This is a genomic window from Moraxella sp. ZY210820, from assembly GCF_030674635.1.
In the GTDB taxonomy this organism is placed as follows: Bacteria; Pseudomonadota; Gammaproteobacteria; order Pseudomonadales; family Moraxellaceae; genus Acinetobacter.
The window spans coordinates 223,898-238,765 of the sequence record NZ_CP089978.1; the positions used below are offsets into that span (position 1 = coordinate 223,898).

The window sequence follows — 14,868 nt, forward strand, 5'->3', positions numbered from 1 at the left end:
TGTGATTTGCCCCTACAAACCTATACCAATTTTTAGGTTGAATTAGTATATATCTTAACTATCGGTCAGTTTATCATAACAATGTACTGATGGTTTTTCAACGAATATTCACTACAACTTTAGTCTTGGAATGAAAGGGAAAAAATTATCATATTGGATATATAATGTATATAAAATATACTATCGATTGTCTTGCATACGACAATATTCTGCCAACGTTTTTAAATGGCGTGCTGATTGGTTATTCATCGGATTACTATCGTCCCACGCATAACCTGCCAAAAGTGAACTGACCATATTCCGCACATTTTCATTTTGATGTTTAGAGAAAACGACATCTTGAAAATCACCGTGATACCATGCTTCCACATAAGCACGAAATACGTTAATACCCTTGCGTAAAGGGTTTTCATATTCGTTTTGCCAATCGACTTCTTGTCCTTGTAATACTTTATCTACTAAGGGAACGGCCATGCTTGATGATTTTAAGGCGATGGTAACACCTGATGAAAATACAGGGTCTAAAAATTCGCCTGCATTACCCAGTAAGGCAAAACGATGACCATATAATTGTTTAACATTCGCAGAATAACCGACCAAAGTACGTACAGGTGTATCAAATTTAGCGTGTTTTAATACATCTGACAGAGCAACATCATCAGCCAAAATACGTTTTAAAATATGTTCTGGTTCATTATCTTCATGTTTACGTTGATAACTTTCTAAAATGGCTTGTTCAGCTACGACACCAAATGATGCTCGTCCATCTGCAAAAGGAATTAACCAATACCAAATGCGATGGTCTTTTTCATGCACGGTAATTAAAATTTTATTGCGGTCAAAACTTGGATGTTGTGTGATGCCATCTTCAATGTGGGTAAAAATTGCCTGACGAACTGGAAAATTAGACGGATATTCTAAGTCCAGTAATTTTGGTAAAATACGTCCAAAACCGCTCGCATCAAGTAAGAATTTAGCTTGAATTTGATAAGTTTCATGTTGTTCATTTTGTACGGTAATACATGGTTTTTCACCTGCGATATCAACGGCAAGTACGGTTTCGCCAAAGCGGATTTCAGCTCCTTGTTCTATTGCTCCTTGAGCGAGTAAATGGTCAAAACTAGCTCGGCGAACTTGCCATGTTGTTCCTGGTCCTGCAGTAAATTTTTCTGTAAAATTATAATAAGCCGTTTCTGTACCACGCAAAAATCTTGCACCATCTTTAAATTGGAAATGTTCCGTGGCAACGTGTGCTTTAATTTTGTCTAATAATTTCGCTTCTTCCAAAAATATCATTGATTGCGGTAATAAAGATTCGCCAATGGAAAAACGTGGAAAATGCTGTCGTTCAATAATGATGACTTTATATCCTTTTTGGCATAATAAACTTGCTGCAGAACTACCCGAAGGCCCTGCACCAATAATAACGACATCAGTGTGTATGGTTTGCATTTTGTTGCCCTTTAGAAAAATAATCTTGATCGACAGGTGTTAAATAGCTGGCAAAAATATAGGATAAAATCACGCCACATAACACGGTAAATCCAAAACAAAAAATCGCATAGGTATTGCTTAATGAGAGTAAGCCGAAACCGAATAGCGTGGATAGCATACATAAAAATAGTGCCATTGAGACCACATCATCACGTTGTCCAGCATGACGATAAAATATAGCATAATCTACGCCAATTCCCAAAATTAAAAAGCACCCCATAATGCTAAATAAGTTTAATTGTACATTTAACATCGCTTGAATAGCAAATGTTAAAGCCAATGCTAAACTTACAGGGAGCATAATGGGTAATATTGAGCGATAACCGTATAATATTCCAATTAAAATTGCTAAACTTAACATTGCTCCAAGGAGTAGCCATTGTGCTTGTTGGCGATGTAAGGCGAATTGTTCTGATAATGCAGTGGTAGGTTGCATAAAATACACATGCTTATTTTGTAATGCTTGTAGTGCAGTTTTATCATGAATGCCATGTAATAATACCACACGTTCATGCTCGGATAAAATCAGTTGTGCTAAAGGATGTGTTTTAAAACTATCAAAATTTAAAGTTGCTTGTTGTGCTAGCTGTTGTTGCCATAGTTGTAACTGTACCAATGGAATTTGCATCGCTTGAGCATATTGCTGTAAATATGATGTAGGAATTTTTTGTAGTAATTCAATATTTTGCTGGTGTAGTTGAGTATTATACCATTGCCCTGCAGCTTGAAATGTTTCAATTTTACCTTGTTGTTGTAGGGTAGATAGTTGGTCTAATAGCTGAATTTCAGCTTGTTCGGTTTCTGTTGCATTGTTACTGCTAATAATGAAATATTCACTACTACCTTGAGCAGAAAATAATTCACGGATTTTTTTATCATGAGCAATTAATGTTGGGTCAGCACTTTGTAAATTACGTACATCATCATTAAACTGAACATGGTTTAAACCGAAAGCACTCACGATGAGTGTTAAAGCAATGATTGTATAACGGCGTATTGGTCGATGAACAATTGCGACACGGCTACGTTGTAAAAATGCTAAACAATTTAAAGCGGGTTGAACATTTAAGGCAGGTAAACGTGGTAATAATAAAATACTGCTTACCCATGCTGAAAATAATCCTACCATTGAAAATACAGAAATTTGTTTAAAAGCAGGAAATGGTGTAAGTGTTAAAAATAAATAGGCTAAAATAGTCGTCATGAGTCCTAAAAACAGACTAGGTAATACAGGGGTTAAAACATTAAAGCCATTTTGATTTCGGTATTGCGATTGTAATGCCATAAAATAAAAAGAAAAATCAACACTGGCTCCAATCAAACTTGCACCAAACACTAAGGTCATTAAATGTACTTCGCCAAATAGCCAATGAGTGACGGCAAAAGCCATTAATGATCCAATTGATACTGCAATAAATTCAGTAAATAGAGGGCGAACCGAGCGAAAACCAAATAATACTAATAAAATAATTCCAATACTAGAGCCTAAGCCTATAGTAGAAATTTCATATTCGGCTGATTGTGTACCAAAAGTTGCAAAAGCGAGTGTGCCAGACCAAAGCATATTGACTTGATGTGTTTTATCATTAGATTGTGCTTGAATTTGTTGTTGTATTTGTTTGAGCCAATCACTTGTTTGTTGTTGATAATCAATATTATAGGGACTTTGTGTGAGTTGTAAAACAATCAAACGTGAATATAAACTCTCAGGATTTTCATCGTCTGATAAAACTTGCTGATGTGTTGCCCAGCCCTGTTCCAGCTCAATATTGCCTTGATTGCCTTGAGCTTGTTGCATTAAATATTGAGAGAAAAGTAATAATGGGTCATCTTTAAGCATTTGCTCATGAATCGGCATGATGGGATTGAGCATTTGTAACATACTTTTTTCAAGTAAGGCATCATATTGACCTTGCTGTAAAAACTGCCTGCTTTGTGTATCGAGTAAGCCTGTACGTTGCTGATATAAAGTGCTAGCAAACTGTTCTGATGAGCTATTTTTTTGTAAAGGTTGCCAAAGCGTTGATTGTGTAATTGCTTGTTCGAATTGCTCAGTTGCTTTCTCTAATGCTTGTTTATCTTGGCTTTGTAGCATGATAAATGCATTACGATTGAGTTGTTGATTGACTTTTTGTTGTGTTTCTAAGACGTGTTCAGGTACGGCTAAATTAGGTAATAATTTAACAATATCACTTTGAATATGAATACTTTTTTGCCACCACATGGACATCATAATGATGGCAACTACCATAACAATCGTCAGCCATACATAGGTTGCTATACGATAACGTGATGGTACGCTATGTGGATTATTTCGCCAATTCAAAAAGTGCATATTCACTACTATTTAATGATGTTGGAGTATTTTTGTGTTGGCTAAATTGAATCTGTGTTGTTCCGCCTGCGGTTTTGCCTTGAGCTTTTTCTTGTATGATGATATTTTGTACATAGTCATGTCCTGAAATATCTACTTGAGCAAATAAGCGTTGCATGGTAGCAGATTTGGGCGTTAGCTTTAATTGCCAATTTTGTGCTGTATAATGTACTTGTTGAATATTAAAATGCTGTTTTAAGGTTTTTTGGTCGCCTGCCATCAGTTGCATAAAGACACTTGCTACACCTGCATATTGATTTTGTGTGAGATTAATTTTACTTTGTGTATTGGCTGTTTTTTGTACCACAACTTTTGGAGTCATGATTAAATCCGCTTGTACAGGGGCTTGGATACGCCATAATACGCCGTGTTGTTTAGTAAATACGATATGACCTGAAGAATTAAATGTTTTATTCATGGTCGCTAATTTTTTTTGTTGGATAAAATTGGCACGCACCATCGTTTGTTGAGATAAACGCTGAAAAATGCTTTGTAATGCTTGCTGTTCGCTCTGTTGCTTTGTGAGTTGTGTATTGGCAAGTACGTGTTGTGGTGTCATCATTACCATGCCACTTATTAAAGCAAAAGTGCTTAATGTAATGGCTCTGATATAAGATAAATTTAAAAAACGTGTATTCATAAAATGCTCATATTAAATTAACGATGAAAGGCATTATTTTAACTAACAATTAAGCATTAAATGCTGACCATTGTTGTAGTTTTTGTAACAAAATGGGCGGACTGGCTAAACATAATTCACGGTCTTCGATACGCACGGCAACTTGAATCGTATAACCTTTAGTAAGACGTTTATTGCTTTGAGCATCATAAATAATATAGTCAATTTTTAAGCGATTTTCCCATTCAACTAATTTGGCAACTACACGGATTTTTTGATTAAAAATAATACCATGTACATAACGAATGTGGCTTTCAATTACAGGATAAACATAGCCAGACTCACGCATTTGATTATAATTATAATCAAATTGCTCTAATAATTGACAACGTGCCAATTCAAAATATTTTAAATAATGTCCATGCCATACCACATTCATGCTATCAACATCGTGGAAGGGAACATCAATTTCAATTTCTGCTTGCATGATTGAGCCTTTATTTCTTTATCCAAAAATCAAAAAAATTAAACCATTGATATGGTGCATTTAAACAATGTTGCTCTAATAATTGCACATATTGCGACATATATTGCTGTAAAACCTGCTGGCGTTGCTGACGTGGTAATTGAAATTTCTCACTCAATGGGTGAATATGGAGCTGAAATGTTTGTTGCTGTTGTTGCATCGCACGATAACAAAACACCGCTATCACAGGGGCTTGCAATAAATGTGCCAACCACCACGCACCTTCAGGAAAATAGGCAGGCTCGCCTAAAAAATCAATGGCTTGTTGGCGTGTAGAATGAATTGGCACTCTATCCACCGCAATGATAATCCATTCGCCAGCATCTAAACGTTGTTGTAAAACCATTGCCGTTTCTATCCCTAGCTCTGCCACCGAAATTAAACGTACACCTGCTTTAGGATTAATTGACTGTAAAAAAACATTAAACTGTTCAGCATGTTGATTATATACCAAAACATTCACTTGTTGGTGATGGTCTGATTTAATGGCACGCAATAATTCAATATTACCAAAGTGTGAAACCATAATCACTGCACCTTTGCCATAATATTGACGGATATGTTCATGACCAAACAGTTGTAAATCGTGTTCTGTGGTTTGACCCAGCCAAGCATCAATTTTATCCAAAATAGCAATACCAAATTGACGTAAATGCACATAACTATGCCAAATGTTTGGTTTTGTAGCAAATAATTGTGGATTGTATTGGGCGACACGTTGTAAATATTCTAAAGATACACGCCGTGTTTTAGGTGAAAATAGCCAATACCAAAAAATGATAATATTTAAAATCAGTGTAAATACATAGTGTCCTAAATGACGATAGAGCCATACGGTTAATTTAAGCAGGAAAAAACTGCCTTTTTCTTGTTGTGTATTCCAATCGTTTGCTTGTGTCATGACGATGACCCTTTGGCGATTTTTTTCCATAATAAATAGGGTAAACGCCATAGCATACCAAAAAATAATTGTGCGTGCATTTTGGATAATTCGATATTATCTTCCCATAATCTAAAATGAGAAATCCCATCTTCAGGATAAATGACTTTAGTTGGTATATTAATAAAATCAATGCCTTGCCAACGTAAATATACTAAAATTTCGCTATCAAAGCCCATACGCTTACGCAAAGTATATTTTTGCAGAATACGCCAACAGGCAGGCACAGGATAGACACGAAAGCCACACATACTATCTTTGATGGCAAAAGAAAGCGAATTAATCCACACCCAAATATGTGTTGCATAGCGACCATATAAGCGACTTTTAGGCACATCATCAGCATAAATTGGATTACCAATAATCATTGCTTGTGGATGCTGTTGTGCAGATTTTAAAAATTTATCAATATCTTGCCAATCGTGCTGACCATCAACATCAAGTTGTAAGGCATGGCTAAAACCATGTTGATAAGCATAATCTAAGCCTGTCATAACGGCTTGTCCTTTACCTTGATTATATTCATGTTGTAATACAATGGTTTCAGGATATTGATTTTGGATTTGCTGTAAAATAGCCTTGCATTCTGCATGACTGCCATCATCAATAAAAATAATAGTGCAGTCATATTGTTGGATATGTTCAGCCAAACGCAGTAAATAATGTGGGTGATTATAAACAGGCAAAATTAAACATGGTTTAAATATAGTCATGATGGTCAATCCATGGTTTTTATTCAGTTAAATTAAATAATAAACGTCCTGACGCAATGATATTTTCATCAGACTTGAGCTGAAAACTAATTTTATGTTGAGTGCGTGTCAAATGCAAATCTAATACATCGTATGGGCGGATAAGTTGTTGAAATTTAACTTGTTCATAACCACGACAAGACAGTAAATCTACCCATATTTGTTGTGCAAAATGGATAAAAAAGGCAAGTTGTCCTACACCGGGGTAAATCGGAAAACCATCAAAATGTCCTTTAAAACATAACAATTCAGGTGAAAATTGTAATGTAAAAATATAGGTATGCTCTTGTTGAGATTGAGCTAAAACGTGTGGATATTGTGTAGATAAAAACAATTTGTTCACCCATAATTGGTTAAGTTTAGACTGGGTATTACGTGGTAAATAGGCAACAAATCGCCAATGTTTAGGTGTGGCAATTGGCTCTAAATGAGCTTTTAATTGTCGCTTTAATTGTTGAACCATCGCACGTTTACCGTGATGTTTAAGTTGTTGCCAAGCGGTTGGGGTTAAAGCTACTACGACCGATAAAAAAGTGCGTGAAGTTTGTTCGCTATCATGTTCAATTAATATGGCATGACAATCGCTGACTTCATCAAGTTGGTTTAGTTGAGATTCAATATGGTCTAGGCTCAATCGCTTTTCTTCTAATTTAACAATACGGTCGCTACGCCCTAACAATTCAAAACCATTGTCGTATAATTGTACACAATCACGGGTTATAATCCAATCTTTTTGATAAGCATAAGGGCTTTGAATACCAAGTGTTTGCTCATCACTCAATTTGAGTTGTAATTCATCAAAACTTCGCCATAGTGCATTATCGTCATAACGATAGCCAATCACGCCTGTTTCTGAACTACCAAAAATTTCTAAAATCCCTTGTGTATAGTGCATTCGTACGCCAGTATCTAAACGTCCCCCTGCGGATAATAGCCAAGTTGCTGATTTAAAATCAAATACACCTGCACAACGTTTGAGCAAGGCTGGACTACTGATTAAAATATTATGATATAACGCTTGTTGATGATTAGCATAATGCGTTAATTGTTGTTCAATTTGTTCAGGATAAATGAGTTGTTGAGCATAAAAGGTTTGTGAAGCCATAAATGGTACACAAAGTTGAAAGGTTAAACCATATAAATGTTGATGGCTCACCGTTGCCCACATAATAAACGGTTGTGGGAAATCAATATATTGATGGATAATTTGTGCTTCTAATAATAACTGTGATAAGCAACGTGGAATTTGTTTGGCTTGTCCTGTAGAGCCAGAGGTATAAAATAATATATGAGATGCATTAAGTTGGGTTTGCCAATCAATATGATAGCTTTGTATTACTTGTTCAATGTTTTGTTCTTGCTGATGATAAGGCGTATTATCATCAATAAAATCAATACCTTGTTTTTTTAAATTCTGCTCTAATTGAATTTGACGATGGGGCGGTAAGGTTAAAATCTTATTGGCTAAAATGCCTGCCCAGAGCCATGCAAAAAATGTCAAACTATTTTGGCACCATAAGGCATAGCGTTGCTGTGGTTGCTGTTTCAGCATAACTATTTTATCGGCAACCATCTGCCAAAATTGGGCATAACTAACGCAATCTTGTTGGATATGAGTGTTCATCGGCGTAGATGTTTGATTTTGCCCCATATATGCCATAATATGTGAGTTATAAAATTGTGATGATAAAAAATCAAACATAATTCTGCCTATCAAACTATAGTAATTTCAATTCATAATTGAATAGTAGGGGCAAATTATATTTGCCCAAGCAATTGATTTTACAAAGGGTTTATATAATAAACCCCTACATTTTTTGTATTGTCCTGATATAAATCGACGATACAAACGAAATAACAACGAAATCACTAAGATGATTTTTGTTGATGCCATTTACGCAATACAAATTCGCCTAATAATAAACAACCCATAAGGATATAGGAAATAAAGCCATTATAAATCGCCCATTGCTCTGTTGTTCCCCATAATACTGTTGCTAGGGCAATACAAGCATTAATGATAAAAAATCCACACCATACTTTGGTAACATTGCGTGTCCAACGTACCCCACTTTCAGGCAAATCAGGTTGATGTAAACGTGCAAAGCGTTCAATCATATTTGGTGGCGATTTGAGCGTATAAGCAAAAATGGCTAATGTTCCCACGCTCATCAAAACTGGGTAGCACTTGAGCCAAAGTTCATTTTGTGAAAATAAACTTGAACTACCACATAAAATCGCCATGATAGTGAGTGGTGCAAATAAAGGATTAGGCTTGCATAAATAACGTACAATAGCAACCGTGATTAATAACAGACTGACCCATAATAACGCTTGCTGTTGTAATGCCCACCACACTGCAAAGGGGTAGGCAATCATCAGCATACTAAGCAAAATTTGAATGGCGATACGCATAATCAACCATACAAAACTGGCTATTTAGCTTGTAGTTTTTGAATGGTTTCAACTACATCGGCAATGGTACGCACTGATTTAAAATCTTCAGGTTTAATTTGCTGACCTGTTGCTTGGCGGATTTTAACCACTAAATCAACCGCATCAATACTGTCAATATCTAAATCAGTATAAAGATTAGATTCCATTTGAATGGTTTCAGGGTCAATTTCAAATAACTCTTCCATCCAATTGCGTAATTGTTCTAAGATTTGTTCTTGGCTGAGCATAGATTCACCTCTTATGCTTGATGTGTTGCAATTAATTCCACTAAACTATTAACAGATTTAAAATGATTTTTGGTGTCATCAGATTCTGCATTGAGCTGAATATTATAACGTTTTTTTAATGCAACGCCTAATTCTAATGCATCAATCGAATCTAAACCTAAACCATCACCAAATAATGGTGCATCATCTTCAATATCATCTAGGCTAGTATCTTCAAGCATTAAGACATCAATAATCATTTGCTTGACTTCTTGGGTTAAATTACTCATTTTGCTAGTTCTCGCTTAAAAAAATCATAGAGCCACGCATTAAATTGGCGGACTCCTTTAGGATTAATTTCTACATTAGGTAATATATGTTGTATATCAATCGCATCGAGTACATCTAACTCTAAATGAAAGGCACGGTTTGGGATATGATACCATTTTTCATTTTTGGTTAATGTCGATGGCGTGCAACGAATCAACACAGGACGTATTGGTACATTGGCACGCACAGCAATATTGGCTGCACCACGTTGAAAATCATTCAGCATTTGCTGACGTTCGGTGCGTGTTCCTTCTGGGAAAATAATTAATGAGCCTGCTTGTTCGGTTTGTAGTTTGTTGATACACGCATCAATAAAAGTTTGTGAGCCTTGATTTAAAATATAACCTGCACTTTTTACAGGTGCATGAGTAAATGGGTTTTGCCATAAGGCTTGTTTAACCACACAGTTGGCACGGGGCATAAATGCAATTAACATCACTACATCCAGCAAACATGGATGATTTGCAACGACTAATTCACCATAACTATTTTCAAGTTTATGTAAATTTTTAACGTCATAAGTCATTACACCCCCAAATTTTAAGCCTTCAATAAAAGTACGAAAGGCATATTTAATGACTTTTTGTGTAAAAATTGCTTGCCGTTCAGGGTCTCGATGTATGAGTTTGGCAAAGGGGGCAACAAACAATGCAATGAGTAAGCCACCTAAACCAAAACTTGCAAAACCTAATGCCGTGCCAATTACACGCCAAACATAGTTAATTTTGGCTATCATGCTTTTCAAAAATCCATGCTTGGCTTTGCCATTGTTGCTGTTCACTATACCAAAAATCATAAAATGCTTTGGCTTGTGGTTCATCATGTGGCTGATTCATGCTTTTGAATTGCATAGATAAATTTGCAGGTTTATCTAACGATAAAATAGCAGAAATCGCATGAATATGTGTGGTTTGTATATTGTGATGATGTTTATCTACAATTTGATATACTTCTGGTAAAGGTGCATCGTAATACACAATCAGTGCATTTTTTTTATGATGAATTTGCAAATAACTATAGGCTTCCAATAAGGCATCTTGCCAGCTATGATGAGGCATACTGCTCAAACTAGTTGCAGGCGTATTATCTTGAAATAAAATAGAATAAAGTCCAGAAATTGCATTGTGTACTGATGTTGAAAATTGTGCAGGTGATGGTAATTCTTCTTGGGCGATATCTTGCATAATGCTTAAAGTGGTGTGTTCATCGCCATAGCAAGATGACCAAACGATATAATCTATCTCACCATGATGTTGTTGTAACACTGTTTTGGCTGTATGCAAGGCGATTTTAGCTAAAGGCGATAAACGACGACGCTGTATAGCGGGAATGTCCTGAATCGCTGTGAGTTCAGTATTAGCATCTGCATAGATAAGTGATGATAAATGACCGTGCATAACAAAGCTCTATAGTAAAATATAATGATGAATATATCAAGAATTAACGTCATTCTCAATTCATAGTAAGTTATTGATTTTATGTAGGGGCGAATGATTATTCGCCCGTACAAAATTCAATATTTTAAATCATATCCATATGCCATGATTTTAAGTTGAGAATGGAATAATAATTATACATGATTTCCGTTAATTTGATAAGTTTAAGATGTCGCTCTTTTCACTTTCAAACTATTTAACCATGCACGCAACTGAGCAGGTTTAAGTGGTTTTTTCATCAGAATAATACCTAATTCTTTTAAACGCTGTGGTAAATCAGGGTCGCTATCTGCTGTAACCAATGCAATCGGAATATCCGCCACACGATGCTGTAAAATAAAATCAATGCCCATTTGTTCTTGATTTAGATGTTGGTCAATCAACCATACATCAGGTTGATGTTGTTCAATAAATGCGAGCGCTTGCTGTTTATCGCTACACATTATCGCTTGATGTCCCCATTTTTCTAGTAAAATTTGCATACCTTGTAAAATGGCTTCATCATTATCTAAACATAACACTTTTAAACTGTGTTGCTGTGTTTGTTGGATAGTAGGTTTAAGCGTTTCAGGTTGTGGTGCTGAGACTAAAGGTACTTCAAGCATAAAACATGAACCACGATTGACTTGCGAGTAAACATATAATTTATAGTCTAATAATTGTACCATACGATGTACGATGGCTAAACCTAAACCTAAACCTTGCTCTCCCCATGGTGAAGTATGTCCGCAGCGTTCAAACTCTTGGAATAATTTTTGTTGTTGCTGTTCAGAAATACCAAAACCTGTATCCCACACGCCAATACGAATATGATTTTTTTGACTTGCGGAACGTAACACACCCACCACAATACGCCCTTGAGCAGTATAACGTAAGGCATTACTCACGAAATTTTGTACGATACGTCTAATCCATTGTGGGTCGGTATCAATCCAAAATGCGGTATCATGTACGCTTAATTTTAATTGACGTTGTTGTGCAATGCCTGAAAATTGTAGTTTTAAATCACTTAATAAATCATTTAAAGCGTAGGCCTGGCGTTTTGGTTGTAATGTACCACTTTCTAAACGTGCAATATCAAGCAAAGCAGAGAGCATACTTTCAGCACCATGTAAGGCACGGTCGAGTTGTTCTAAAGTCTTTTTATCATTAGGATTTTGAATATTGTATTCTAATGCTGTGCTAAATAAACGTGCAGCATGCATAGGTTGTAATAAATCATGACTTGCCGCAGCAAGGAAACGACTTTTTGCCATATTGGCAATATCAGCTTGTTCTCTGGCACGCTGTTGTTCGGCAAGTGCGATTTCTAGCTGTTGCGTACGTTCTTGTACTTTGGCTTCAAGAATAATTTCATGCTCACGGAAAGCGGTGATATCGGCAAATGTAGTTACAAATCCACCACCTTCAATCGGCACGCCTTTCATTTGAATGACTTTACCATTTTTACGTACACGTTCAAATTCATGGCGATTACCCATTCGCATCCAGTTTAAACGTTTATTGATATGTTCTTCGATAGAGCCTTCACCACATTCACCACGTTCAGCATTATAGCGGATTAAATCGGCAACAGGACAGCCAATATAAACCAAACTTTCAGGATATTCAAATAGTTGTAAATAATGTTGATTCCATGCAATCAAACACATATTTTCATCAACCACACTTACACCAAGTGTCATATTATCTAGCATGGTCATGAGTACATTACGGTTAAAACGTTGCCAACGTGAGGCTTGGTCGAGAATATTCGCCACTTGTCCGAGTGCTAAACCATCATTGACCATTGCTGTTGTGAGTAGTGTTCGTGCTGATGATGCACCAATAGCACTGGCGAGATATTGTTCAGTAAATCGCCACCACATTCCATTAGCGGTACTATTTTGGTTAAATTCTAAATTATTATGCTGACAAAATGCATTAAAGGCTTGTAATGTTGGTTCATAACCCGTGATACGTTGTGCCAATGCAAATAAATCGCCTACTTTCAAACGAATAGCAGTTTGATGTAATTCATCTTGGACAATATGTGGATTATCATCATGATGGGTATTTAAAATTGGTTTGGTTTCATAATAAAAGAAACTTTCTGCTTGGATTTGCTCAGCAACACTTGGACGGAACCATTTAGAAACGCCAATATAAGCAACAATATTTAAACCTAATGACCATAAAACGCCATGAGTTAATGGAGAAAGAGATGAAAAACCAAATAAAGCCTCGGGACGTAACCATGTTAGATCGAAAATACCATGATTGAGTAAGTTACTTGCCCATGACATTGCCCATTCTTGAGGTAAACTGCGTAGCATGGTTGGTAATAATAGGGTATAAGCCCATAAACTAAAACCAATCATTAAACCCGCCATCACACCGTGTTTGCTTCCGTTTCGCCAATATAAACCACCGATTAATGTTGGAGCAAATTGAGCTACTGCACTAAATGCCAATAAACCAAGTATGGATAATTGTTCGACATTATCAAACAAACGGAAAAAGATAAAACCGAGTAACATGACCAATAAAATACAGGCCTGACGGATACATTTTAAAATCATTGGCAAACGTGGATTTTGGCGTGAAATAAGATTAAATCGCCAAATGGTCGGCATAATTAAGTCGTTCGTCAGCATGATGGATAGAGCAAGCGATGATACCAATAACATACCTGTAGAGGCAGAAAAACCGCCCAAAAATGCTAAAACGGTAAGCCAATCTTGTTGATAAGCAATCGGTAGTGCTAAAACAGCAATATCGCCATTCAATTGTCCTAGATAGTGTGATGCCCAACTGGCAATTGGAATAATTGCCATCATAGTTAAAATTAAATACAATGAAAACCAACGTTTCACACCACGTAATTGACGTTCATTACCTAATTCGACCACTGCCACATGGAATTGACGTGGTAAACAAATCATGGCTAAGGCTGCCAATAAGGTTTGTGTCCAAAAGGATTCAGGGACACCATATTGTTGTATGGATTGTAGGGTGTGGCGAATATCTTCATTTAAAATGGTTAAATTTTGTGGTGAAACCCACAAGAAAAATATCGCAATTGATAATAATGCAAATAATTTAACAAAGGATTCAAATGCAACAGCGAGCATTAATCCGCCGTGTTGTTCGGTATTAGCGATTTGTCGTGTACCAAAAATCATGGCTAACACTGCTAAAATTGCAGTTAAAAACATGACTGCATCATTTGATTGTGCTTGGTATAAATGTGGAGCATTTTGAAGAATCATATTAGTACTAAGTGCAATCGCTCTTAATTGTAAAGCTAAGTACGGCACGATAGCAATAATGGCTAAAATGGTAACAATAGAAGCTAAAACTCCACTTTTTCCATAACGAGAAGCAACAAAGTCAGCAATTGATGAAATAGCATGGTATTGACGAACCCGTCCTAAACGTCGCCAAATGTCATAGCCTAAAGCGATAAAGAGTAAAGGTCCAATATAAATTGATAAAGCTAAAATCCCATTATTGGTTAAACTTGCACTTGCTCCATAAAATGTCCATGATGAGCAATATACACCTAAGGTTAGACTAAATAAAATTAAACGTAATTTGGCTGGTAATTTGCGAGTATATTTTTCACCAAACATGGCACAGGCAAATAACATTAAAATATATAAGGCTAAAATAGAGATAATTAACCAGCTATTCATTGCATCATCACAGATTATAAAAATGTGTATTATAAACTAAAAAAACGATGAAGATAG

13 protein-coding genes are annotated in these 14,868 nt (G+C 36.0%); all 13 read right to left on the reverse strand.

Annotated features, from left to right (window positions below):
• Positions 1-180: 180 nt before the first annotated feature.
• Positions 181-1,452, reverse strand: a complete 1,272-nt coding sequence (locus LU301_RS01130) for an NAD(P)/FAD-dependent oxidoreductase (RefSeq protein WP_305271744.1) — start codon at positions 1,450-1,452, stop codon at positions 181-183.
• Entirely contained in the window at positions 1,433-3,829 is a 2,397-nt protein-coding gene (locus LU301_RS01135; protein ID WP_305271746.1) for an MMPL family transporter, read from the reverse strand. Before LU301_RS01135 ends, LU301_RS01130 begins: the two co-directional genes overlap by 20 nt.
• Positions 3,804-4,508 (reverse strand): LolA family protein, encoded by a 705-nt coding sequence (locus LU301_RS01140; protein ID WP_305271747.1) that lies wholly within the window; start codon positions 4,506-4,508, stop codon positions 3,804-3,806. Before LU301_RS01140 ends, LU301_RS01135 begins: the two co-directional genes overlap by 26 nt.
• A gap of 49 nt (positions 4,509-4,557) precedes the next feature.
• Positions 4,558-4,974 carry an acyl-CoA thioesterase gene (locus tag LU301_RS01145; RefSeq protein WP_305271749.1) on the reverse strand — a complete coding sequence of 139 codons (417 nt, stop codon included), beginning with the start codon at positions 4,972-4,974 and terminating at the stop codon, positions 4,558-4,560.
• A 10-nt stretch (positions 4,975-4,984) separates the two neighbouring features.
• Complete coding sequence (locus LU301_RS01150) at positions 4,985-5,914, reverse strand: lysophospholipid acyltransferase family protein (protein WP_305271750.1); 930 nt, start codon at positions 5,912-5,914, stop codon at positions 4,985-4,987.
• Entirely contained in the window at positions 5,911-6,666 is a 756-nt protein-coding gene (locus LU301_RS01155; protein WP_305271752.1) for a glycosyltransferase family 2 protein, read from the reverse strand. The genes LU301_RS01150 and LU301_RS01155 overlap by 4 nt, the downstream gene beginning before the upstream one ends.
• A 19-nt stretch (positions 6,667-6,685) precedes the next feature.
• Positions 6,686-8,407, reverse strand: a complete 1,722-nt coding sequence (locus tag LU301_RS01160) for an ApeI family dehydratase (protein WP_305271755.1) — start codon at positions 8,405-8,407, stop codon at positions 6,686-6,688.
• 167 nt (positions 8,408-8,574) lie between these two features.
• Complete coding sequence (locus LU301_RS01165; RefSeq protein ID WP_305271757.1) at positions 8,575-9,120, reverse strand: COG4648 family protein; 546 nt, start codon at positions 9,118-9,120, stop codon at positions 8,575-8,577.
• A gap of 20 nt (positions 9,121-9,140) precedes the next feature.
• On the reverse strand, positions 9,141-9,389 hold the full coding sequence (locus LU301_RS01170; RefSeq protein ID WP_305271758.1) for an acyl carrier protein: 249 nt from the start codon (positions 9,387-9,389) through the stop codon (positions 9,141-9,143).
• Positions 9,390-9,400: 11 nt separating this feature from the next.
• Positions 9,401-9,658 carry a phosphopantetheine-binding protein gene (locus tag LU301_RS01175; RefSeq protein WP_305271759.1) on the reverse strand — a complete coding sequence of 86 codons (258 nt, stop codon included), beginning with the start codon at positions 9,656-9,658 and terminating at the stop codon, positions 9,401-9,403.
• Entirely contained in the window at positions 9,655-10,434 is a 780-nt protein-coding gene (locus tag LU301_RS01180) for a lysophospholipid acyltransferase family protein (RefSeq protein ID WP_305271760.1), read from the reverse strand. Before LU301_RS01180 ends, LU301_RS01175 begins: the two co-directional genes overlap by 4 nt.
• On the reverse strand, positions 10,418-11,095 hold the full coding sequence (locus LU301_RS01185; RefSeq protein ID WP_305271761.1) for a beta-ketoacyl synthase chain length factor: 678 nt from the start codon (positions 11,093-11,095) through the stop codon (positions 10,418-10,420). The genes LU301_RS01180 and LU301_RS01185 overlap by 17 nt, the downstream gene beginning before the upstream one ends.
• 203 nt (positions 11,096-11,298) lie before the next feature.
• A complete protein-coding gene (locus LU301_RS01190; RefSeq protein ID WP_305271762.1) occupies positions 11,299-14,811 on the reverse strand; it encodes a hybrid sensor histidine kinase/response regulator in 3,513 nt (1,170 codons plus the stop codon).
• Between the last annotated feature and the right edge of the window lie 57 nt (positions 14,812-14,868).